Here is a 22,188-nt window from a genome sequence, read left to right on the forward strand (position 1 = left end):
CCCGTAAGATTCTCTCTACACATGCAGTCGATACATTCCGTGTCTGTTACAGTAAGCATACATCAAACCATGCCCTTTTTTTCGGAATCTCACTGAGATATCCTGTTCCGGATATAGTTTCACGATCTCTGCACCATCAGATGTAACATATGCGATAAATGATACATAGTGTGACTTATGCATCGGATGTTCCATCGACACATGATATTCATTGTCGATCGTCTCCAGCAGAATCCCGTGTTCTTCATCACATGCTTCCGGCTCCTGCTCCGGAAGTGTGATCCCGCAGCAGGAAAAAGATCCTCTTCCGACCGATGTAATAATATTGCCACAGACCGGACATACATAAAAATGCATCTTCTTCATATTGGCAGATGTATTTTCATTTTCCCGCAGATCTCCTGTCAAAAGCTCGGCGATTGATACCCCCAGCGCTTTTGAAAGATCTTCCATGATGGCAATATCCGGAAGTCCTTTCCCGGTCTCCCATTTTGACACTGCTTTGTCACTGACATTGATTGATTCTGCCAGTTCTTTCTGCGTAATCTTTCGTTTTTCCCTTAACTCTTTTATTAATTTTCCTGTCACATAACTCATACTCTACACCTTACCTTTTCATATTTTCACTCCCAACCCCAAGGGGAGTTTGCTCTTTTCATCAGGTATATTGTAAGTTCATATCGCATCTGCCACAACCTACGAAGCGTAGAGATTGTCCTACATTTCTATCATAAGTCCTACACGCAGCTGATGGACCATATCTCCCAATTCTTCTTTCAGAACCTGATATGCACGGTCACCCGTACAATGTCCGGTATAAATCTCTTTTACCCCGGTATCCCGGATATCGCGTGCCAGTTCACGAACCTCCGCATCTGTCCTCCCAAAAATATGGAAGCCTCCGATCAGCGCCCGGATTTCCTGATCCGGATAAGTTTTCTTCACTTCACGAACGATATTGGCTGCTCCGCCATGAGAACAGCTGTTGAAAATAACCAGACCTTCCTCCGTCTGAAATACCAGACTCTGCTCATGTGCAAAATCATCGGGTTCCCATCCATTCTTTGTACGGATATACATAAGATTCTTTTTGCCGATCCTGGAAAGTCCCGGTGTCTTATGAGGAATCAAAGACACACCCGGACAGAGTGTGTAATCACCCCCGGCATAAACGATCCGTTCCCGATACGTCTCCAGAATTCCCTTCGGCAATCCAATATATCTTCGAAAGATCCATTTCTTTCCATAACAATTCTCTGCGCTGCCTTCACGCAGATAGAATTTTGCCTTTTTATTATTACAAAAAAACGCATCCATCCCATCCGCATGATCATAATGCGCATGGGATAATACTGCGTAATTCACATCTTCGATTTTTCGTCCCAGTTTTTCGGCATTCTTAAGGAAGAGATCTGATGCCCCGGTATCCAGAAGGATATTCCGGTTCTGATATTCAATATAGATACTCAATCCCCATTCTCCCTGAAGCTCTCCGTCCGCTATGTTATCGGTCAATACTGTCGCTCTCAATTTGTTTTTCCTTTCTGTCTTTCCATGTTAAGCCTGCACTGAATTCCCTGTCTCGTTACGGTGCCGTCGTTACAGATATATGGAATTTCTTTTTCATATTGAAATCCCAGCTTCTTCAATACTTTTCCGGAAGCCGGATTTTCCTTCGCGTATCTGCCTACGATTTCTGTAACCTTCAGCTCATCTGCAGCAAATGTAAGAACTTTCTGTGCTGCTTCGGTAATATACCCTTTTCCCCAGTATTTCTTTCCGAGATTATAGGCGATCTCCCAGCTCTGTACTTCCTCTTCATAATAGATCAGCACTGTTCCCATCAATTCATTCGTATGCTTTTGTTCGATTGCAAACCGATACCAGTCTTTTTTATAAAGCTGTTCCATTTCAAACCGAAGCCATGCTTTTGTTTTTTCTATCTCATGATGACTCGACCAGAACATGTATTTCGCAACATCCGGGTCACTCTCCCAACATTCATATACGTTCTGTGCATCCTCCATCCGGAATGGTCTCAGGATGAGACGCTCCGTTTCCAGCAACGGTGTTTTTCCACCTTCTGCTGCCCGATATCTCATCGGCGTGTAGCGGATTCCATTTGTGATCTGCTCAGAAGCTGTTGGGATAAATCCAAGATGCCGATATACCTCAACTGCATACGGAGAAGAATTGACTGTAAATTCCTGAATCTCATAATCCCTCTTCACAGCATCAAAAAGCCGTTTTCCGATTCCTTTCCGGTGCCATGCTTCCTGTACAAAAAAGAGACTGATATGCCGAGGCTCTCGCATTGCAAGCACACCAACAAGTTTCTCCTCTGCAAAAGCACCATAAAACTTCATGTTCCGAATCTTCCCGGGATCTTCGATCGTGCTTTGGAATTCTGCAATTCCTTCCTCCGGATATTCCGGCGCTTCATATTTGCAGAACACCTCCCACACCAGGGAAAGAGCTTCCGGCAGTTTTTCCTGATCCAGCCGTCGAATACTGTACGGATCTTTTTCCCGCGTAAGCGCATACATTTTCATATCCTGAACTTTTCCGTTTTTCACTGCATTATTCCTTAATGTTCCCTCATACTGAAATCCCGCTTTTTCCAAAGCTCTGCAGGATCCCACATTATAGGAAAACGGTTCTGCATAGATACGGATGATGTCTGAATCTGCAAACACTTTTTGACAGATCTGACGAATTGCTTCCGTCATGATTCCCTGTCCCCAATACTGTTCTCCCAGATAATATCCAAGTTCAGCCGTACAGGAATGAATATTGCCCTGTCTGAACGCCCCGATACTTCCGACGGCCTTGTCATCTACCGTCACCGCATATGCAAACGTCTCATTTTCATCAGCCTCCATCATGGCAGTAATGTAATCCACCGCATCCTGCTTCGTGTATGGATACGGAAGACCATCCCGCAGGTTATTCATCACATTTCGATTGGACAATGTCTTCGCAAGATCTTTTGCATCCGACAACCGCCACTTTCTGATACCGATATTCATTCCTTTCGCCTTCTTTCCAAATTCAATATAAAATGATTATCTGCCAAGCCGCTTTCGATATCTCCAGAACTGATATCCAAAATCCAGCAGCAATACCAGATAGATAACAAGTAACACTATATATATACCCGTAAAAACCGGATGTCCGGAAAAATGCTGCATAAACGTCTGTGGAAGAATCACCAGGAAGAAGATCAGAAGTAAGGGGATGATTCTTCCTCTGAATACCCTCTTCATCATCTCGATCCTGGATTCATCATCACAGAATATTTTTTCTTCTCCGTTCATCTCGGAAACAGGTTTTCTGAAATAACTGTATCCGTAAAAATCCTGCAGATACTCCCAGCCACAGTCCCGAAACATCTGAACATATTCTTCTTTATGCGCAATCCCTTCCTGATTATAATCCAACTGATAGACGACATCCTGCGGTTCACATTTTTCAAAATGATAACGTCCAAGCCCCGTTGCTTTTGTAAACCTCCATCCACTTCTATGCCGTTCCTGAAGATATCTCTCTTCTTTTTCCCATTCCGGTATCGCAAAATACCTGTATTCTGTCTTTGTATTCTTATCTCTCATCCTGACGCACCTCCATCATATTCCGGTACAGTCGCTCGATCCGCTTCATTTCCAGTTCCAGAACCTGTTCTCCCAGATCTGTGATCCGGTAGATCTTCCTCTTTTCTTCTTCCCGTACAAACCGAATCAATCCGTCCTTCTCCATCTTTGATAAGCTTCCATACATCGTACCCGGACTCAGCTTTACCGCACCTTCCGTCAAATTCTCTACTTTCTGAACAATGCTGTATCCGTGGGACTCTTCCCGCAGACACATCAGAATATAAAATCCCGTTTCCGTCATTGGTACATATACTTTTTTAATATGAGGATCCATACCGCACACTCCATTCCAGTGCGATACATCGCACTTCGTTATATCTTATATATAGCACTGCGATATATATTTGTCAAGACAGATTTCTATTAATTTTTATAATGTTTCAAAAATTCGTGCTCCTTTTGTTCTGACCCAGCGCAGCAACCCCATTACTGCGATCAAAAGTACTGCTGCCACACAGGCAAGATAGAGGGACGAGCTCAGAATATTTCGTAAAAGATAATATCCTGCCGCCAGAGCTACAATGACCGCCCAGCCGCCAAACAATGTAATCGTCACTCCCATACTCTGTTTGATCGGAATGATCTCACTCGTCCATGTAAGATTCGGAAACTTGAGATTCATGGTCAGACCAAACAGCGCCATAAATAAGATAAATCCCGCCGCAGCCAAAGCAATCAGCGCAAATTCAACGATCGGTCGCTTCAGTACGATTTCCATGCCAAGTAACAGAATCGCTGCCGGAATATAGGTCAGGATCAACTGCATCTTTATCTTTGCCATCAGAGCCTGTACACCGGTCACCGGAAACACCTGCAGGATCCACAGATTTTTTCCTTCCAGTGAAACAGACGGTGCCGTCATATCATTCATCGCGGCAATCATTCCCAATGCTCCCGCTGCCACCAGCGGAATCATCTCTTCATAGCCGACAAAAAACATTGTCACAAATTCCGTCACAGTATCAGCCTTAATCACAAGTACAACTGCCGCTATAATCATAAAGATGATTCCAAGCCCGCAGTTCAGCATATAATTCGGACTTCCAAGGAAACGGCGGAATTCTTTCTTCAGCAGTGCACTTTCGACAGAACCGGCAGACGTGTATTTTTCTTTATACTGTACTTTTGTCTCACCTTTATTGGTAATCAGAATCTTCCTGTAGCTTTTGGCCAGAATACCATACACCACTGCAAAAAGCAGGAGAACCATGCCTGCAAATACCATCCAAGTTTTCATCAGTATCTCAATATATCCTTTTCTATAATCACATTGTAATCGAAAGCTCCAGATCTGAATAGAACTGTAATGCATACAAATGTGTCGATTTTATAGGTAGAAAAGGCGGAAGACAATCGCTCAATGCTTTTCTGCCTTCCGCCTCATTTTTTCTGTCTATGACTCTCCAATAGTCGTTTTTCTGCCAAGACGAACTTCTTCCATCTCTTTTACCAGTTCTTCATCCATATGATCAAACAGATAATTTCGTCCGTTTTCTCTGTGTTTTTCGGCTTCTTCCCGAATCATCTTTTCTGTAAGTCTGACCTCTTCCAGAAAGTCCCGGGAGGAAACCCGCGTTCCGCCCTGCCCCATCGTAATCACCTGTTCCACACCATCAGATGTCACAACGGTCACATGATATTTCCTTCCGATATGATGAACCACCTTTTCAATATACTGATCCGCTGTCTCTGCCTCTTTCGTATACACCACATGAATATTGCGATACTTCTGAATCTCCAGTGCATAACCCTCTACCTTATATGCATCAAACACAAGAATCAGAACACATTTTTTAAATCCCTGATAATTGCACAGGATGTCCATCAGCTTATCTCTTGCGGCTCCGATATCGACCGCTGCCAGTTCCTTTAAGTCATCCCAGGCAAATATCACATTATACCCATCTACCAGAAGATATTCCTGAATCTTCTCCTCTTTCTTCTTCCTTGTCCCTACATACGAATCTCCGAATGCATCCGGTCTGGCCGGCATTCTTCGTTCAATCTTTCCATACGTTCGTATGAATATGTCTTCCAGTTCTTTTTCTTCTTCTCTGGACAATGCAGGCAATGCACTCCCCACAGACGATTTCTGCTGTTTCTGCCGGACAGGTTCTGCCTTTGCAGGTTCCGGTTCCGCAGCTTTCCGAAGTTGACTCTCTATATGCATATGCTGCGTTACTTCATTCCATGGAACATTATATCCAGCACCATGCGAACAGAACACGGAGCCCGTCGGATTCTCCAGATCTCGTTCCGGATCATATCCAAACGCTTCGATCACTTCCTGATCATTCTGACATGGCTCATATCCCCGGAAGGTACAGGAAAGCCTTCCCCTTCCTCTGGTATAACCAGTCACTTCCATCTGATAATCCCGCATGGCCGCTACCGGTGCATATCCGGTCACTACCGCCATCTCTCCTTCTGTCTGCGGCGGTTCAAATTCTCCACTCATCCTCTGAATATCCGTCAGAGCACGACCAACCAGTTCTGCCGGAACCTCCAGCCGATAATCGTAATAAGGCTCCAGAAGCACGTTTTCAGCCTGCATCAGACCCTGGCGCACTGCACGGTAAGTTGCCTGCCGGAAATCTCCGCCCTCCGTATGCTTCAGATGCGCCCTTCCTGCTGCCAGCGTAATCTTCATGTCTGTAATTGCCGATCCGGTCAGCACACCACGGTGTTCCTTCTCTGCCAGATGTGTCAGAATCAGGCGCTGCCAGTTTTTATCCAGAACATCCTCACTGCAGTTCGTATCAAGGATCAGTCCGCTTCCCCGTTTGGCCGGTTCCATAACAAGATGTACCTCCGCATAATGGCGAAGTGGTTCAAAATGCCCGACTCCTTCTACTGTATTCGCGATAGTTTCCTTATAAACAATATTCCCTGTATCAAATGTAACCTCTACACCAAATCGTTCCAGAATTAGTCGTTTCAAAACCTCGATCTGGACCTCTCCCATCAACTGCGCATAAATCTCGCCCAGTTCTTCATTCCAGACGATTCGAAGCATGGGGTCTTCTTCCTCCAGTTTCCGCAGATTACCAAGCATCGCATGCACGTCGCTTCCGTCCGGAAGCTGAATCCGGTAATTCAATACCGGCTGAAGAACCGGCTCACGCGTATCTCGCTCCGTCCCGAGTCCCTCTCCCGGATATGTGAAGTTTAATCCTGTCACAGCACAGATGGTTCCTGCCTGAACCTCCTGAACCATCTCATACTTCTCTCCGGAATAGATACGGATCTGGTTCACTTTCTCCTCCCAGTGTTCCTGCGCATCCGGTGCATTCATCAGAATGTCCTTTACTCTCAGCACGCCACTTGTCACCTTCAGATGAGTCAGCCTGCTTCCGGATGCATCTCGAGAGATCTTATATACCTTGGCTCCAAATGCGGCCTTCATTTTTACAGATTCCGGAGTCCGTATATACCGTTCCAGACCGGCAAGAAACTCCTGCACGCCCTGAACCTTCAAAGCAGATCCATAATAACACGGAAAAACCTTCCGCTCTGCAATCATACGGACAATCGTATCTTTTTTTACCATTCCGGACTCCAGATATTCTTCCATCGCTTCCTCATCGCACATCGCAAGACTATCCCAAAAGGAATCCTGTGCCTCAGACGTATGTCCCCCGTTGGCAGTCTCCGGATCATCGCCAAAGTCAATGCATCCTTCACTCAGACTCTTTTTCAATACTTCATCTATTTTTTTATGATCCGTCCCCGGCTGATCCATCTTATTAACGAATAAAAACACCGGGATCTGATATCGCTTCAAAAGATTCCACAGTGTCCGGGTATGTCCCTGCACACCATCTGCGCCATTGATCACCAGGATCGCATAATCCATTACCTGCAGGGTGCGCTCCATTTCTGCCGAAAAATCCACATGTCCGGGCGTATCCAGAAGTGTAACCCTGGTATCTCCAAGATCAAATACCGCCTGCTTGGAGAATATGGTAATCCCTCTCTCCCGCTCCAGTTTGTTCGTATCCAGAAACGCATCCTTATGATCTACACGGCCAAGCTTTCGAAGCTTTCCTGACAGGTATAGAATACTTTCCGATAATGTTGTCTTCCCCGCGTCCACATGGGCAAGAATACCCACGCTGATATACCTTCCCGGCTTATTTTCTGATGTACTCCCCATCAAAAATGCCCCTTTCTATCATTTATTTTCCTCCATTTTCGCAATTATCTGCATAACAGACTCTACAGGCTCCTCAATCACCTCTGCAATTGCTTCAACAGACATTCCTTTCGCAACTTTCTTCTTTATCAACTCCTGTAAAAGTTCCAAACGACCTTCTTCTCTTCCTTCTTCTCTTCCTTCCTCACGTTCATAATATTTTTCTTCCCATGCCTGCATATATTTTATGCCAACCTCCTCACTGAGTTTCACCTTACAAACGCGATGATGAATTCGCTGCAGTCTCTCACTGTCTGACTTCGCTGCCTCTTCATCTGTAGTATGTTCCAGATAATGAAGAAATTCCACCAGTTCTTTACTGACTTCTGATTCATTTGTTCCACGTGTATTCAAAAAAATGCGAGTGGCTTCATCTTGCAATATACACCCCGGAATTTCCTGACACTCTGGCCTGAATGTATATTGATATTTTTTATATCCAAACAAATCAAATGTAGTAATTAAGATAATATAAGAACGATTTAACAAATTGTAATCCGGAATTCCCGGTTCCAACAAATTAATATCCAGCAACGCCTGATAATAGCGACTCCTTTTTGCCAGATCAGCCCTTCTCTTATCCTGCATTTCCGTATTGTATACAGCCTGTTCCTTATCCATGGAAATAACATCCATTCGTATGGAACGAAGAACTGGTGATACACGAAGTTCTTTCTCAGTTTCAGTAGTCGTAAGAAGTGGAATCTCCCGTCCAAAAATAATACTCAATACATCCCTATGTGTCTGAGGATCCTCCATTACTTCATCAAACAGGAAACGGTCTGTAAGATTCAAATCTTTTAATGGTACCTTCTCTTTCATTCTTGCCATAATAGGTAGTCTCCTTTATTTTATCACAGGTTTTTATAATGTTACAGAAAAATAAAAGAAAAGCTCAGGTAATCATAGGCATCCCTCCAGACAATCTATAATAACTTCAAACATGGAAAAACTGGCGAAATGCCACGATAAAAGAATAAAACAGAAATTCCGAATGTCTGAGATATGATAATATCCTAACAAATATAATATAAAAATGCAATAAAATGTCCCACTGCTTTTTCATAAACAGATACTGCTGAAAAATATAGGTAACTCATCTTGATACTTTCATTTCCCCGACAGCTCTTTCTAATGTTATAATAGAAAGAAAACTTACATGTTGGAGGCTGATACAAATGAAAAAATTATCAACATCAAAAATCTGGTGTTTTGCAGTCGGTCAGTTTGGCTGGTCCATGCTGTCCGGTATTATTTCGAACTGGCTGGTCTATTTTTATCAACCGGATGAAGCTGCCATGTCACAGGGACAGACGGTTTTTATTCCCCAGGGACTGGTCATTCTCGGAATAGTTACGGTCATCGGAGCAATTACTGCTTTCGGTCGGATATTCGATGCTTTCACCGACCCTCTGATCGCATCTTTATCGGATCGCTGCACTTCAAAAAACGGTCGCCGTATGCCGTTCCTTAAGTTTGCCGCCCTTCCGCTTGCCTTATCAACCGTTCTTGTCTTCTGGTCTCCAGTATCAAAAATAAGCTGGGCCAATGCCGCATTTCTTTTTGTGATGCTCATGCTGTACTACCTCTCCATTACCGCCTACTGTACACCTTACAATGCGTTAATTCCGGAATTAGGACATACACAGCAGGAAAGACTGAATATTTCCACAGTGATATCGTTTACTTTTATCGCGGGTACCGCCGTTGCATATCTGGCGCCATTCATCTGGGGGCTTTTTGTCCCCGCCTTTGGCAGAATCAATGCAATCCGAATCACATTTACGATTATTGCCGCCATTGCATTCTTCTGCATGCTGGTTCCGGTTCTGACGATCCGGGAAAAAGATTATGTAAACACAGTTCCTACCCAGGATTCTGCATTCCGTTCTCTGGTGTCCACATTTAAGAATGGAGAATTTCGTAAATTCGTCGGATCAGATATCTTCTACTGGATCGCGATTACGATGTTTCAGACCGGACTTCCGTTCTTTGTGACCAGCCTGCTGAAACTGTCCGAAAGTATGACTACCATATATTTTATCGGTATGACCGCGTTGTCTCTGATCTTCTATGTACCGATCAACAAACTGGCGCCAAAGATCGGAAAGAAGAACCTGATTCTCTTTGCCTTTGCAATCTTCTGTGCGGCTTACCTGTATTCCGGATTCCTCGGCAGCATTCCCGGAATTCCACCTGTGGTTCAGGGCCTGATTCTTACAGTCGTGGCTGCTCTTCCTATGGCCATCTTTGGCATCCTGCCTCAGGCAGTGGTCGCAGATGTTGCCCAGAGTGATGCCATCGATACCGGCAACAATCGAGAAGGTATGTTTTATGCTGCCAGAACCTTTGCTTTCAAACTGGGACAAAGCCTTGCAATGCTCCTGTTTACTGCGGTCTCCACAATCGGCTCCGGTACCGGAATGGGATATCGCATCGCAGCACTTCTGGCGGCGGCACTTTGCTTTATTGGGGGATTCATCTTCCTGTTTTATAACGAACGAAAAATATTAGATAAAATTCAGGAGTAATCATATGAAACATTCAATGATATTGTCAGACACCCGGTATCAGGAACAGATGGATCATCTCGTAATACCTTATCTAACACAGCGGATGGAAACATTCTGTCTGGAACGGGAACCTGGAAAGAAACTATATGGCGTCAGATATCTGGCGGATTCTCCTGCCGGAATTATTCTGATCTCACATGGTTTTACAGAAACAGCCGAAAAATATCGGGAGATGGCCTATTATTTTGTCAATGCAGGATACCATACCTACATCATCGACCATTGCGGACATGGAAGAAGTTACCGGTTGGTGAAAGATCCATCTCTGGTACATATCGACCGGTATGAACGATATGTACAGGATCTGTTGTATACAGCCGAATACGCAGGAAAAGCACACCCGGATCTTTCTGTTAATCTGTACGGTCATTCTATGGGCGGAGGCATTGCAGCCGCAGCTGCTGCTTACTATCCACAGGATTTTCACAGAGTCATTCTGTCCTCGCCCATGATCCGTCCATCTACAGGGAATGTTCCCTGGGTTTTGGCTGGTCTGATCGCTTCTGTATGCTGCAGGATCGGAAAGTCAGAAGCTTACGTGTTCGGACAGCGTCCGTATCAGGGAAAAGAAGCTTTTGAAGACAGTGCTTCCCAGTCAGAAGCCAGATTCTCCTATTATAATGACATCAAAGCACAGGAGCCTCTGTTCCATACGAGTGCGGCTTCCTTTGGATGGCTGCACGAGGCCATGCGGCTGAATCATTTCCTGCAGACAAAGGCATGGAAACAGATACACTCACCTGTTCTGCTCTTTCAGGCAGAACAGGATGCTTTCGTATCTGAAAAAGAACAACAGCGATTCATCGCCAGATTAAACAGACAACACAAGCCGATCCTGATCGGCACAGACACGATTCCCTTTGCTCAATGCATTCGTATGCCGGATACCAAACATGAAATATTCAGCTCCGACACGGATATACTGGATGACTATTGGGACAAAATCATACATTTTCTCAGTTACTGAACGGAATGTTGCAATTAATAAAACTGCAGTTCACCGGTTTCCCGGTTATGTTCCTCTGCCTTCCGTATCAGAAAAACGGTAAATGCGATCATGATACACAGGCAGAGCATTAATCCGGTCAGATCCGCGATCCAGCCCTTCCCCTCTTCCCGGATATGAAATACAAACCGGATGATGTTAAGACAATAGGTCAGCGGAAATACACAGGATATCAGCTTCGCCCACCAAGGAAAACAGCTGACCGGTATCCTGCTGCCGGAAAATAATGTCATCGGGTAATCTTCCATAACCTGCAGAATCTGATCTCTTTCTTTCATGCTCATTGTTTTCCCGGAATATTGCATCCTTTCATTCCATTGATAGATCGTCATTTTCCTGAAATAGGAAAACATCTCTACGATCTCCATCTGGCGGATCTCGCTCCATCTGTCAGAATCAATAATGATGGTCCAGGTATTCGTGATCTCGTCCAGCTCTCTAATTCGCCCGATCAGCTCCGGAGACGACTTTTCTTTTGATTCCGCCCACTTTTTTCTGGAGGCATGGTGCTCCGGATTCGACAGTACATGCATAGAAAAAAACATTTCCCAGGCCGGAAGAACAGAAAATACAATTTCCGTATTCTTCTCCCGAAATATATCTAATATCACACTTTTTCTCCTTCCACTAATTAACAATCTGGTTAACCGCTCGTTGTTTTGCTTTAAGCGTGTGTATTATAAGAATGCGGTCCCGTTTTGTCAACATGTTTTTCCTTCGCAATTCCAATTAAAATAGAGCCGATGGCCTCTCTTTTGAAAACCATCGACTCTGTTTTAATGTATATTTTTCTTATTCTCTATTCCTTATGCATAATTCTCACATTTTAATCCTGGATTTTCCCGGCATGCATCCGCAAGAACTCTCTCAACTTTCTTATACCACTCACCCGCCTGATCTTCATTTTCAATCACAACTACCGTATCCGTAAGCTCTGTCAGGCAGTCATACAGCGCATCCAGATTATTGCCAAAGTATTCCGGCAGCTGAAACTGTTCCTTCAGATATGCAAATGTATCCTCTCTGTTTTCCATTTTGCCTGCGTCCAGTATCACTCTCATCTTCTTATTCCTCACCATATAACAATTCAAAAGTTTCATAATGATCTTCCGTATAATAGATCAGGCCATCATCCGAATACACAATCCTCTTCGCGTTCCGGCGTCCCCCTTCATAATCAATATCACATTCATGGTAAGTCCGGCCATCCGCTTCCGGAAGAGCTCCCTCGTAATTACCAAAATAATCGCCACCGATACTTTTGCCCGGTGCGACCTCATCCAGATTGCCCTCTTTACTGTTCCAGCCAAGGGACTGTGCTTCCTTCTTCGTAATATAATTCTCCGGCAGATGTCCAAATTCATTCAGATACGCCGCCACTTCTTCCTTAGACGTATACTCGCCGGATTCCTCAACCAGCCCTTCCGACTCCTGCTGCGTCTCCTGATTCGTTTCCTGATTCGTTTCCTGTTGCCCGGAAGATGTATCGTCCGTCTCCACATTCTGGTTTCCACAGCCTGCCAAAAGACAGAACATTAATAAAAATAACCCTACAAGATACTTAATTTTTTTCCTCATATATTCCTCCTACTTATCCCTATGGTTTTCCACATACAAATCAAGAGTAATGCACATCTCGCGTGGATAAATCCCTTTTTAGCCATAAAAATCGGCAAAAGGGACAGGGGTTTTAATAATTTGGGACGGGGAATTTTTAAAAATTCCCCGTCCCAAATTATTATTGTTGCTTCTCCAACACTTCTTCGGCGATATTTCTCGCGTGGTCGGAGATACGTTCCAGACATACCAGTGTGTCGAGGAATACGATTCCTGCTTCTGTGTTGCACTGGTTGTTTGCCAGACGTTTGATATGTTTGCTTCTGAGTGTAATCTCCATATCATCGGCCTGAGTTTCTTTTTCGATTACCTTCAGTGCAATCTCTTTGCTCTGTTTTTCATAGGACTCTAATGCATATTCGTAACTGTCGATACAGATATCCAGCATCCCTTGCAGTTGTTCTTTTCCGACTTCTGAGAAGCTGACTTTTTTCTCATACAGTGTCTCTGCGAATTCGGAGATGTTTTCACAGTAATCGCTGATACGCTCGATATCAGATACAAGCTGCAGAATGTGTGATACTTCCTGATGTTCTTTCTCGCTGATCTGCAATGAGCTAAGCTTAATTGCATACTCAGTGATTCCGGCGCTCAGATTATCTACAGTACTTTCTTCATCTTTCAGGAACTGAATATCCTCTTCTTTTAATGTAAATAATACGGTTCTTGCAACTTCCAGAGATTCTTTTACGATCTCTCCCATACGAATCAATTCTTTGATTGTAGACTGAAGTGCGATACCTGGTGTCTGAAGGATACGGTCATCAAGAAGTACGACTCCTCTATCCTGTTCAGCCTCATCCACACGTCCGATCTTCTTCGCCAGTTTTACGATCCAGTTCGATGCAGGGAACAAAAGAACGGTAGTTCCGATATTAAATATGGTATGAACGGTACTGATCTGTGTCTGCGTGATATTACCCAAACCAGCTGCCGTATTGATCAATTCAAAGTACACAATCGCAATTACACTGAATATCACCGTACCGATTACGTTGAACAACAGATGCATCAGCGCTGCTGTCTTGGCATTCTTCTTGGCTCCAAGACTTGACATGATGGCAGTCACACAGGTACCGATGTTCTGTCCCATGATGATATAGATCGCCGCACGGAACGGAATCAGCCCTGCTGCCGCAAGACTCTGCAGGATACCAACTGAAGCAGATGAACTCTGAATAATACCGGTTACTACCGCACCGGTCAGAATTCCCAGCAGAGGATTATGTCCTAATGTGACAAACAGGTTACAGAAAGCCGGTACATCCTTCAGCGGTTCCACTGCAGCGGACATGGTCGTAATACCAATAAACAGAAGACCAAATCCTACAACGATGCTGGAGATCTCCTTTGCAGAACGTCTCTTTCCGGTCAGCATGATGATCACACCAAGCATGACTGCAATCGGCGCAAGCGTAGACGGACTCAAGAACTTGGCCCACTCCACAGAAGATACCAGCCATCCTGTCACGGTCGTACCTACGTTGGCTCCCATGATAACTCCCATAGCCTGTGTCAGATTCATAATACCTGCATTTACAAAACCAACGACCATAACGGTAGTTGCAGATGAACTCTGGATGACCGCAGTAATTGCAGCTCCAAGGAGCACTCCCATCAGCTTATTCTTTGTCAGGACTTCCAACAGAGTTTTCATTCGATTTCCGGCAGCATTTTCCAGGCCCTGTGCCATGATCTGCATACCGTAGATAAACATTCCTAGTCCTCCGACAAAAGGAATAATAATATTTACATAATTCATGATTTCCTCCTAATGTACACTACACATTAACCCAACATTTTTAACATACCATTTACCTATGCAGAAAACAACTGCTTTTTACAATTTCTTAATGAGTTTTTGATTTTATACAAAAAAAATCCATAAAATTTCAAAATGGTATTGTTTTTTCCCTCAAAATCTGTTTAGCTATTACGTATAGACTATTTTAAACTATTATATAGCGAGGTATATGAGATGAAACCAATAAAAGAAGGCAAAGTCCGTGAAATCTATGATAACGGCGACAGCCTGATTATGGTTGCGACTGACCGTATCAGCTGTTTTGATGTAATCCTGAAAAATGTTGTAACAAAAAAAGGAACTGTTCTGACTCAGATGTCCAAATTCTGGTTTGATCTGACCAAAGATATCCTTCCAAACCACATGATCTCCGCTGATGTAAAGGATATGCCGGAATTCTTCCAGCAGCCACAGTTTGACGGAAACAGCATGATGTGCAAGAAGCTGAATATGTTGCCGATCGAATGTATTGTCCGTGGTTATATCACCGGAAGCGGCTGGGCAAGCTATAAAGAAAACGGAACTGTATGCGGCATTACACTTCCGGAAGGTCTGAAAGAGTCTGACAAGCTTCCTGAGCCAATCTACACACCTTCTACCAAAGCTGAGATCGGCGATCACGATGAAAATATATCCTTTGAGCAGAGCATCGCTCATCTGGAAAAGTATTTCCCGGGTAAAGGTGAAGAATATGCAACCAAACTTCGTGACTATACCATTGCACTTTATAAGAAATGTGCAGATTACGCACTGAGCCGCGGCATCATCATTGCAGATACCAAGTTTGAATTTGGTCTGGACGAAGACGGCAACATCGTAATCGGTGATGAGATGCTGACACCGGACAGCTCCCGTTTCTGGCCGGCAGACGGATATGAACCGGGACATGGACAGCCATCTTTTGACAAGCAGTTCGCACGTGACTGGCTGAAGGCTAATCCGGACAACGACTGGACACTTCCGGATGAGATCGTTCAGAAGACAATTGAAAAGTATCTTCAGAGTTACGAGATGCTGACAGGAGAAAAGCTCCAGTAATTACAAATCACATATAAATTCAATGGGACTGTTACAACATACAGTGATTCATATCTGATGTTGTAACAGTCCCTTTACTTTTTCATTTTCGGTTCAAATACGAGTGATGCAAGATATCCAAATATCAGTGCTGCCGAGATTCCAACGGCACTTGCCTTAAATCCACCCATAAAAATACCGATGAATCCCTGTGTATCCACTGCTTCTTTGACTCCTTTCCACAACAGGTTGCCAAATCCAAGAAGCGGGACGCTGGCTCCCGCTCCCGCATATTCCTGAAATGGCTGATAGATCTGTAATGCCCCAAGAACGGCGCCACTGCAGACCAGTAATACCATAACTCTTCCCGGCATCAGTTTTGTCCGGTCCAAAAGGATCTGACAAAGTGCACAGATCAGACCTCCTATCCAGAATGCGTTGATATAATCCATAGACCTTCTCCTTTCCCTTTCTTTAACAAACTGTATAAGACATACCATATCAGTTCTTTGTACTAGCAATGCTCCAGTACAATTCCATGCGCGATTCCCGGCACACTTGCCCCTTCATTGTAGCTCACCGTCGACATCAGGGCTCCTGTCGGAACAAACAATACTCTCTTCCACTCTCCCCGTTCAATCTTTGGCAAAATGTAGGATGACAGTGTAACTGCCGCACATCCGCATCCACTTCCTCCGGCATGCGTATCCTGCAGATTCTGATCAAATATAAGCATTCCACAGTCCATATGATTTTTCTTGATATCATACCCCTTTCCCCTCATCAGATCAAACAATATACTTTGTCCGACATATCCCAGATCTCCGGTAATAATACGGTTGTAATCTTCTGCGCTTCTTCCGAAATCCTTCAGATTCTGGATGATTGTATCACAGGCTGCCGGCGCCATACATGCTCCCATGTTCTGCGAATCTTTCAATCCGTAATCTACAATCTTCCCAACCGTTACTCCTGTGATCCGTACATGGCTTCTTTTCAATCCCACGATAAATGCACCACTTCCGGTCACTGTCCAGTGCGCGGATAATGGTCTCTGATTGGCATACCCCAGCGGAAAACGAAATTCCTTTTCTGCGCTTCCAAAATGGCTGGAGGTCACTGCCAGCATATACTCCCCATAGCCTGCCGCAACACTCATTGCTGCCAGCGCCAATGCTTCTCCGGACGTAGAACAGGCTCCATATAACCCGAACATCGGGATATGCAGTTCTTCCACTCCCATAGATGTCGCAACTCCCTGCCGGAGAAGATCTCCACCAAAAAGGAACCGAATATCCTCCGGTCGGAGATGTGTTTTTCCCAATGCCAGCAGACACGCCTCTTTCTGCATTGCACTCTCTGCTTCCTCCCATGTATTTTCTCCAAAAAGATCCTCCGGTTCCACCATGTCAAACAACCGCCCCAGCGGCCCTTCACCTTCTTTTCTGCCGGCAACAGAAGCACTGCCGATTACAAAAGGTGACTGTTCAAATGCGATACTCTGTATACCTGTTATCATCATATTTCCCTTCTTTGCTGTAATCTATCTTTTCCTCCATATTCTCTCTGCGCCTTTCTGCCATACTATACCAGGCCCGCACATTTCAATATCCAGTACCCAAGTCCCAGAAGCCAGCTGGTAAAGATTCCATACAGAATTACCGGTCCTGCGATCGTAAATATCTTGCAGCCGATTCCCATGACCTGACCTTCCTTTTTATACTCAATCGCCGGAGCAGCTACCGAATTGGCAAATCCGGTGATCGGAACCAGTGCACCTGCTCCTCCCCACTTCGCAATTCCGGGATAAATGTTGCATCCGGTCAGAATCACGCTCATTAACACCAAAAGCATGGAACACCAGCCTCCGCTGATATCCTTGTCCAACCCAATGTGTTCACAGTAATTCAGGATCATCTGCCCGATTGTACAGATGATTCCTCCCGTCACAAACGCCCGTGCCATATTCACCGGCAAATTATGAACCGGTGTCTTCTGCTTCACATAATTCTCATATGCCTGTTGCTGCTGTTTCTTATCCATATATGCTACCTCTCGTCATGTTGTTGATTCGCCATATCATTTCCTTATCAGTCAATCATACTTACCATCGTTTTACAAAGAATAGCAGTGCCCCCAGTCCTTTTCCCAATGCAATTCCCAGGATAATATATGGGATACAGCGAAGAAGACGGACTCTCCGGATGAAGATCGGGAACAGATTCAGCACCTCCGCCAGCGCCATGGCCCAGCATCCGACAAAAAGGCCGCCAAAGATTCCAAACATTGGTACCAGCCATACACCTCCCGGTATGCTGATCTGATATATGGAAAAAACAGTTCCCAGAATTCCTCCCAGCGCAATACTGTCCTCGTATAACATCAGGTGCTCTCCTGTATGCGTTCTGTCTGCAAAATCCGATACCACTCCCAGACCTATTATGAAAGAAAACAATCCTCCTGCGGCCGCCACGCCGGCGCTAAGTCCGAAAATGATCAAAAGTATCATTACTGCCCACATCGATTTCTTTCTCCTTTCTGGAGTAGGTTTCAATCAGTGTTGTCTGAATATCATTTTCATAAAGCCGCATCTCAACCTCCATCGGAGTCGGATCTACTGTCCACTTCTTCCTTCCAAAATGGTTAAAGAACACCAGAATTCCAATCGTAAGACCTATACAGTACGTAAGCTCCAACAGTGTAAATCCATCCGACACCTGCCCGGTCAGCTGCTCATATACCTGTGCAAACATCTTTGTAGTATCCACATCATTATTGAATGCCATCGTCGAAAACGCAGCTCCGAAAAAACTGATCAGTACTACCGCTGCTGTCTTTAGATAATGAACCATTCCTCCTGCCGTCTGCTGTTCCTCATAAGTTACGATAAAATCCGTCTCACCCATATTTTCAACCGTGATTCCCGGATATTCTTTGTGTATCTTCTCAATTACTTTCAACACAGACACCGCAACTCTGTTCTGCGACTTCTGATCTGTGTGATGAAACCTTAACAGCTTCACCGTACTTAAATGTGGCACAACCGCCGGATTACTGCACTCCATCTTCAGCACATCGCCCAGCGTTACGTCCGGTTTTGTCACTTCAATATTTCTGTCTGCCTTTATATATACGATATCTTTGCTTCCTGCCATACTCTCTCCTGCCTTACGAGTGTTCCCTCCCGGACATCATCCGTTTCCTTCCGACTTCCAAAGTAATAGATTCCACCTATGATCACCGCTGCCGTCACGATACACAACAGACAGATTCTGAGCTTTCTTCTTGCGTCATCCATACACTCACCTTCTTTATCCAGTATCTTGTTGTATTTGTTATCTTTTTTTCTTTGCTTAGTATGGATACTTCCGCCAAAAACTATACATATTTATAATTGTTCTCTCAGATTTTTCAGTATTTTCTTTTCCATTCTTGATACCTGCACCTGTGAGATTCCCATCTGCTTTCCCACCTGCGACTGTGTCTGATCTGCAAAATACCGAAGATAGATTAACTGTCTTTCTTCTTTATCCAGATAGGACAATAACTGTTTCAAAAGAATATGGTCCAGTATCTTTTCTTCCCCTTCTTCTTTCTGCGGCAGCTTGTCCATCAGACGAATCTCCTGTCCTTCCTTTTGATATATCGGCTTGTGCAGAGATTCAATGTCTCCGCTTGCCTCCAGTGCCATAGTAAGTTCCTCCGTCTCCACGCCAAGTTCTTCTGCAAGCTCTGTAACCGTCGGATCCCTTCCCAGTTTTTCCCGCATCACAGCCTCACAGCTGTATGCCCGGTGCGCGAGTTCCTTTAATGATCTGCTGACCTTGATCATTCCGTCATCTCTCAGAAATCTTTTGATCTCACCTGAGATCATTGGAACCGCATAGGTAGAAAACTTTACATCATAGGACAGATCAAACTTATCAATCGCTTTCAGAAGTCCGATACTGCCGATCTGAAACAGATCCTCAGCCTCTGCACCCCGGTTATAAAACCTTTTTACAATACACCATACCAGTCCGGTATTTTCTTCCACCAGCTGTGCTCTCGCTTCTTCATCCCCGTTGTGAGATCTCTGAATCAAAGCGATTGTGTGGTCCATAATTTTCGTCCTTCTCCAATAGTTTTCTGCATCTTTACGACAGTTCCCTGTCCGGGAACGGATGTGACTTCCAGCCGGTCCATAAACGCCTCCATAAACGAAAATCCCATCCCGGAACGGTCAAGCTCAGGCTTTGTAGTAAAGAGAGGCTCCATTGCCTGTTTTACATCTTCAATTCCTTTTCCTTTATCTTCTATCTCCAGATACAGAGTTTTTCCTTCTGTCCGGCAGCGTATGTATATGCTCTTCACCTCATTTTCATATCCATGGATCACCGCATTGGTCACGGCTTCTGACACAGCGGTCTTGACATCAGAGACTTCTTCCACTGTAGGATTCAGTGCTGTCATAAAAGCTGCCACAGCCACCCTGGCAAATGACTCATTGGATGAGCGGCTGTCAAATATTAACTGCATTTCATTCGTATTTTCCATATTACTTGTCCTCCTCATATATATGCATTATTTTTGTTACTCCCGACATCTTCAGTATCTTCCGGATCCTTTCATTGGTATGCACTGCACACACCTCTCCTCCCATCATATAAACACGCTTGTATCGGCCCATGATCACTCCGATTCCGGAGCTGTCACAGAACACAGTGTCCTTAAAATCAAATATGACATAACGGATATGATTGTGTTCGATCAGATGATCCGATTCCCTCCTGATCTCTTCCGCATTATGGTGATCCAGTTCTCCCGGAAGAAATATGGTCAGACAATTTTCCTGTACCTGATATTTCATGATCTTTCCCTCCATTCAAAATATTGCACAGAAAAAAGGATATGCATCTGCATATCCTTTTCTTTCGTACGTCACATATCTATTCTTCTGTATCTTGTTTGCCTTTACCGTTCTGCGCGTCCAGTGCTTCCTGTGCGGTCTCTGCCGCCTGAGTGTCCGGATAATCTTCGATAATCTTCTGATACCTGATATTAGCCTGATCCTGATCCCCGCTCTTTTCATACGACTGGGCAAGCAAAAGCATTGCCGCACCATCATTGTAACCCTCATCCATCTTCATGATAGTTTCGAGATTCGTGATTGCAGTCTCATAATTGGCAACCTCAAAATTATTCTGAGAAGTTGCAAACAGATTTGAACACATCCTCGGATACAGAGTTCCTGTGATATCTTCAAACTTCTGTCTTCCCACGGTTCCCAGAGAATCCGGATTCACCTTCAACAGTTCTTCCAGCATCGCTGCATCACTCATATCACCCGCCTGAAAATGTACACTGATATTCATAACGATCTCATAACTGTCCTGAGTCGAGGCAGCCGTAGCCTGTGCACTTTCTGTCTCCTCACTGGTTGACCTGTATTCTTCCAGTTCCTTTTTCAGAGCACTGATCTGTGCTTTCTGTGTTGCAATCTGATCACTGAACTTTACCGTCTGCTCGTTGATCTTGTCCTGTCTGGATGCATTGATCGCAGGCATGACCAGAAAACACATCACAGCAACTCCCATCAGTACTCCTATAGCAATATTGATCAGAGTATGTAACCCTGCATTTTCCTTCAGTCCGGATGTCACCGGCTGGATGATGGTTTCATTGCCTATATTATAAGTAACCGTCTGCGGATTCTTTTTCTTTCCTTCTTCTTCCTTGATCTTTACATTTCTGGACTTTCTTACCTGATTCAGTTCATGCATGTACCGAAGCGTAATCTCATCTGTCTTGTCCAGCTTATGTGCAATTCGTACTGCCTGTCTGGCTTTTGAATACTGTTCCGTCTGTATATAGAGCAGTGTCAGAAGCTGATACGCCTTGACATAAGTCGGATGCGCTTCTACCGCTTTTTTTAACTGAAGGATCGCCAGATCTTCTCCCCGCTGATAGCAATATGTCAATGCCTGATTGTATCGTTTGATCGCCTGATTAATCGTATCAAGCTCATCTTTCTTCTCTTTGATCTTCTGAATATAATAATTGGCAATATTCTCATGTGACTGAAAATTCTTGCTTAAGATCCATTCAACCAGCGCCTCTCCAACATCTCCGCGTCCATAATAGACAAGTCCCAGAAGGTTTCTTGCCGCAATATTTGCTCTGTTATACTGTAAGCTTTTTTTCAGAGAAGCAATCGCACCGGACATATCCCGGATATTCGCTTTTTTTAATCCGTCGTTATACCAGTAATTCGACTGATATACAAGTTTTGTTGTATAATCCATATACTACCCTCTGTAAATAATGTCTCCTACGACTCTGTT

General features: G+C 44.4%; 25 protein-coding genes. 3 read left to right on the forward strand and 22 right to left on the reverse strand.

Translation table 11 applies throughout. The features are described 5' to 3' along the window. Positions 1–15: 15 nt before the first annotated feature. The 8 genes from ABE547_RS00195 to ABE547_RS00230 form a co-directional block, all read right to left on the reverse strand. On the reverse strand, positions 16–597 hold the full coding sequence (locus ABE547_RS00195; RefSeq protein WP_347376891.1) for a helix-turn-helix domain-containing protein: 582 nt from the start codon (positions 595–597) through the stop codon (positions 16–18). Between the two features lie 120 nt (positions 598–717). Then, positions 718–1,530 carry an MBL fold metallo-hydrolase gene (locus tag ABE547_RS00200; protein ID WP_347376892.1) on the reverse strand — a complete coding sequence of 271 codons (813 nt, stop codon included), beginning with the start codon at positions 1,528–1,530 and terminating at the stop codon, positions 718–720. After that, positions 1,527–3,029 (reverse strand): GNAT family N-acetyltransferase, encoded by a 1,503-nt coding sequence (locus ABE547_RS00205; protein WP_347376893.1) that lies wholly within the window; start codon positions 3,027–3,029, stop codon positions 1,527–1,529. Before ABE547_RS00205 ends, ABE547_RS00200 begins: the two co-directional genes overlap by 4 nt. A gap of 36 nt (positions 3,030–3,065) precedes the next feature. Continuing rightward, positions 3,066–3,611, reverse strand: coding sequence for a DUF2812 domain-containing protein (locus ABE547_RS00210; protein ID WP_347376894.1), 546 nt, complete (start codon positions 3,609–3,611; stop codon positions 3,066–3,068). Then, a complete protein-coding gene (locus ABE547_RS00215; RefSeq protein ID WP_347376895.1) occupies positions 3,601–3,927 on the reverse strand; it encodes a PadR family transcriptional regulator in 327 nt (108 codons plus the stop codon). Before ABE547_RS00215 ends, ABE547_RS00210 begins: the two co-directional genes overlap by 11 nt. 96 nt (positions 3,928–4,023) lie before the next feature. Next, positions 4,024–4,890: a hypothetical protein gene (locus ABE547_RS00220; protein ID WP_347376896.1), complete on the reverse strand. Its 867-nt coding sequence runs from the start codon at positions 4,888–4,890 to the stop codon at positions 4,024–4,026. Between the two features lie 156 nt (positions 4,891–5,046). Next, complete coding sequence (locus ABE547_RS00225; protein WP_347376897.1) at positions 5,047–7,809, reverse strand: translation factor GTPase family protein; 2,763 nt, start codon at positions 7,807–7,809, stop codon at positions 5,047–5,049. Between the two features lie 18 nt (positions 7,810–7,827). Then, positions 7,828–8,679, reverse strand: a complete 852-nt coding sequence (locus ABE547_RS00230) for an Rpn family recombination-promoting nuclease/putative transposase (RefSeq protein WP_347376898.1) — start codon at positions 8,677–8,679, stop codon at positions 7,828–7,830. 347 nt (positions 8,680–9,026) lie between these two features. Here ABE547_RS00230 and ABE547_RS00235 point away from each other — a divergent pair, with 347 nt between their 5' ends. Both ABE547_RS00235 and ABE547_RS00240 read left to right on the forward strand, forming a co-directional pair. Continuing rightward, entirely contained in the window at positions 9,027–10,379 is a 1,353-nt protein-coding gene (locus ABE547_RS00235) for an MFS transporter (protein WP_347376899.1), read from the forward strand. A gap of 4 nt (positions 10,380–10,383) precedes the next feature. Then, the gene (locus ABE547_RS00240; RefSeq protein WP_347376900.1) at positions 10,384–11,388 is read left to right on the forward strand and encodes an alpha/beta hydrolase; all 1,005 of its coding nucleotides are present in this window, start codon (positions 10,384–10,386) and stop codon (positions 11,386–11,388) included. A gap of 14 nt (positions 11,389–11,402) precedes the next feature. Here the strand turns inward: ABE547_RS00240 and ABE547_RS00245 are convergent, their stop codons facing one another. From ABE547_RS00245 to ABE547_RS00260, 4 genes are all read right to left on the reverse strand, one after another. After that, positions 11,403–12,038 carry a DUF5937 family protein gene (locus ABE547_RS00245; RefSeq protein WP_347376901.1) on the reverse strand — a complete coding sequence of 212 codons (636 nt, stop codon included), beginning with the start codon at positions 12,036–12,038 and terminating at the stop codon, positions 11,403–11,405. A gap of 195 nt (positions 12,039–12,233) precedes the next feature. Beyond that, a complete protein-coding gene (locus tag ABE547_RS00250; RefSeq protein ID WP_347376902.1) occupies positions 12,234–12,488 on the reverse strand; it encodes a barstar family protein in 255 nt (84 codons plus the stop codon). 4 nt (positions 12,489–12,492) lie between these two features. Then, positions 12,493–13,005 (reverse strand): ribonuclease domain-containing protein, encoded by a 513-nt coding sequence (locus ABE547_RS00255; RefSeq protein WP_347376903.1) that lies wholly within the window; start codon positions 13,003–13,005, stop codon positions 12,493–12,495. Positions 13,006–13,165: 160 nt separating this feature from the next. Continuing rightward, positions 13,166–14,806 (reverse strand): Na/Pi cotransporter family protein, encoded by a 1,641-nt coding sequence (locus ABE547_RS00260; protein ID WP_347376904.1) that lies wholly within the window; start codon positions 14,804–14,806, stop codon positions 13,166–13,168. A 177-nt stretch (positions 14,807–14,983) separates the two neighbouring features. Between ABE547_RS00260 and ABE547_RS00265 the strand changes: the two genes are divergently transcribed. Then, on the forward strand, positions 14,984–15,886 hold the full coding sequence (locus tag ABE547_RS00265) for a phosphoribosylaminoimidazolesuccinocarboxamide synthase (protein ID WP_347377147.1): 903 nt from the start codon (positions 14,984–14,986) through the stop codon (positions 15,884–15,886). 74 nt (positions 15,887–15,960) lie between these two features. Here the strand turns inward: ABE547_RS00265 and spoVAE are convergent, their stop codons facing one another. The 10 genes from spoVAE to ABE547_RS00315 form a co-directional block, all read right to left on the reverse strand. Next, entirely contained in the window at positions 15,961–16,317 is a 357-nt protein-coding gene (gene spoVAE, locus ABE547_RS00270) for a stage V sporulation protein AE (protein ID WP_235248083.1), read from the reverse strand. 62 nt (positions 16,318–16,379) lie between these two features. After that, the gene (locus tag ABE547_RS00275) at positions 16,380–17,384 is read right to left on the reverse strand and encodes a stage V sporulation protein AD (protein WP_347377148.1); all 1,005 of its coding nucleotides are present in this window, start codon (positions 17,382–17,384) and stop codon (positions 16,380–16,382) included. A 65-nt stretch (positions 17,385–17,449) separates the two neighbouring features. Then, complete coding sequence (locus ABE547_RS00280) at positions 17,450–17,908, reverse strand: SpoVA/SpoVAEb family sporulation membrane protein (protein WP_347376905.1); 459 nt, start codon at positions 17,906–17,908, stop codon at positions 17,450–17,452. Positions 17,909–17,969: 61 nt separating this feature from the next. Continuing rightward, on the reverse strand, positions 17,970–18,386 hold the full coding sequence (locus ABE547_RS00285; RefSeq protein WP_347376906.1) for a stage V sporulation protein AB: 417 nt from the start codon (positions 18,384–18,386) through the stop codon (positions 17,970–17,972). Further along, the gene (locus ABE547_RS00290) at positions 18,346–19,020 is read right to left on the reverse strand and encodes a stage V sporulation protein AA (RefSeq protein WP_347376907.1); all 675 of its coding nucleotides are present in this window, start codon (positions 19,018–19,020) and stop codon (positions 18,346–18,348) included. The genes ABE547_RS00285 and ABE547_RS00290 overlap by 41 nt, the downstream gene beginning before the upstream one ends. Further along, a complete protein-coding gene (locus ABE547_RS00295; protein ID WP_347376908.1) occupies positions 18,990–19,163 on the reverse strand; it encodes a hypothetical protein in 174 nt (57 codons plus the stop codon). Before ABE547_RS00295 ends, ABE547_RS00290 begins: the two co-directional genes overlap by 31 nt. Positions 19,164–19,253: 90 nt before the next feature. After that, a complete protein-coding gene (sigF, locus tag ABE547_RS00300) occupies positions 19,254–19,967 on the reverse strand; it encodes an RNA polymerase sporulation sigma factor SigF (protein WP_347376909.1) in 714 nt (237 codons plus the stop codon). After that, positions 19,946–20,401 carry an anti-sigma F factor gene (gene spoIIAB / locus ABE547_RS00305; RefSeq protein ID WP_347376910.1) on the reverse strand — a complete coding sequence of 152 codons (456 nt, stop codon included), beginning with the start codon at positions 20,399–20,401 and terminating at the stop codon, positions 19,946–19,948. The genes sigF and spoIIAB overlap by 22 nt, the downstream gene beginning before the upstream one ends. Position 20,402: 1 nt before the next feature. Beyond that, positions 20,403–20,714, reverse strand: a complete 312-nt coding sequence (gene spoIIAA / locus ABE547_RS00310; RefSeq protein ID WP_347376911.1) for an anti-sigma F factor antagonist — start codon at positions 20,712–20,714, stop codon at positions 20,403–20,405. A gap of 79 nt (positions 20,715–20,793) precedes the next feature. After that, a complete protein-coding gene (locus tag ABE547_RS00315) occupies positions 20,794–22,149 on the reverse strand; it encodes a tetratricopeptide repeat protein (protein ID WP_347376912.1) in 1,356 nt (451 codons plus the stop codon). Positions 22,150–22,188: the final 39 nt, after the last annotated feature.

Source organism: Dorea sp. YH-dor226, assembly GCF_039832105.1.
Taxonomy (GTDB): Bacteria; Bacillota; Clostridia; order Lachnospirales; family Lachnospiraceae; genus Dorea_A.

Bases quoted from the DNA above. Each gene is read 5' to 3' on its own strand.
- ABE547_RS00240 (WP_347376900.1), top strand. From the start codon at position 10,384: ATGAAACATTCAATGATATTGTCAGACACCCGGTATCAGGAACAGATG.
- ABE547_RS00195 (WP_347376891.1), bottom strand. From the start codon at position 597: ATGAGTTATGTGACAGGAAAATTAATAAAAGAGTTAAGGGAAAAACGA.
- ABE547_RS00250 (WP_347376902.1), bottom strand. From the start codon at position 12,488: ATGAGAGTGATACTGGACGCAGGCAAAATGGAAAACAGAGAGGATACA.
- ABE547_RS00290 (WP_347376907.1), bottom strand. From the start codon at position 19,020: ATGGCAGGAAGCAAAGATATCGTATATATAAAGGCAGACAGAAATATT.
- ABE547_RS00205 (WP_347376893.1), bottom strand. From the start codon at position 3,029: ATGAATATCGGTATCAGAAAGTGGCGGTTGTCGGATGCAAAAGATCTT.
- spoIIAB (WP_347376910.1), bottom strand. From the start codon at position 20,401: ATGGAAAATACGAATGAAATGCAGTTAATATTTGACAGCCGCTCATCC.
- spoVAE (WP_235248083.1), bottom strand. From the start codon at position 16,317: ATGGATTATATCAACGCATTCTGGATAGGAGGTCTGATCTGTGCACTT.
- ABE547_RS00275 (WP_347377148.1), bottom strand. From the start codon at position 17,384: ATGATAACAGGTATACAGAGTATCGCATTTGAACAGTCACCTTTTGTA.
- ABE547_RS00295 (WP_347376908.1), bottom strand. From the start codon at position 19,163: ATGGATGACGCAAGAAGAAAGCTCAGAATCTGTCTGTTGTGTATCGTG.
- spoIIAA (WP_347376911.1), bottom strand. From the start codon at position 20,714: ATGAAATATCAGGTACAGGAAAATTGTCTGACCATATTTCTTCCGGGA.
- ABE547_RS00235 (WP_347376899.1), top strand. From the start codon at position 9,027: ATGAAAAAATTATCAACATCAAAAATCTGGTGTTTTGCAGTCGGTCAG.
- ABE547_RS00210 (WP_347376894.1), bottom strand. From the start codon at position 3,611: ATGAGAGATAAGAATACAAAGACAGAATACAGGTATTTTGCGATACCG.
- ABE547_RS00285 (WP_347376906.1), bottom strand. From the start codon at position 18,386: ATGTGGGCAGTAATGATACTTTTGATCATTTTCGGACTTAGCGCCGGC.
- sigF (WP_347376909.1), bottom strand. From the start codon at position 19,967: ATGGACCACACAATCGCTTTGATTCAGAGATCTCACAACGGGGATGAA.
- ABE547_RS00260 (WP_347376904.1), bottom strand. From the start codon at position 14,806: ATGAATTATGTAAATATTATTATTCCTTTTGTCGGAGGACTAGGAATG.
- ABE547_RS00215 (WP_347376895.1), bottom strand. From the start codon at position 3,927: ATGGATCCTCATATTAAAAAAGTATATGTACCAATGACGGAAACGGGA.
- ABE547_RS00255 (WP_347376903.1), bottom strand. From the start codon at position 13,005: ATGAGGAAAAAAATTAAGTATCTTGTAGGGTTATTTTTATTAATGTTC.
- ABE547_RS00225 (WP_347376897.1), bottom strand. From the start codon at position 7,809: ATGGGGAGTACATCAGAAAATAAGCCGGGAAGGTATATCAGCGTGGGT.
- ABE547_RS00220 (WP_347376896.1), bottom strand. From the start codon at position 4,890: ATGAAAACTTGGATGGTATTTGCAGGCATGGTTCTCCTGCTTTTTGCA.
- ABE547_RS00315 (WP_347376912.1), bottom strand. From the start codon at position 22,149: ATGGATTATACAACAAAACTTGTATATCAGTCGAATTACTGGTATAAC.
- ABE547_RS00280 (WP_347376905.1), bottom strand. From the start codon at position 17,908: ATGGATAAGAAACAGCAGCAACAGGCATATGAGAATTATGTGAAGCAG.
- ABE547_RS00230 (WP_347376898.1), bottom strand. From the start codon at position 8,679: ATGGCAAGAATGAAAGAGAAGGTACCATTAAAAGATTTGAATCTTACA.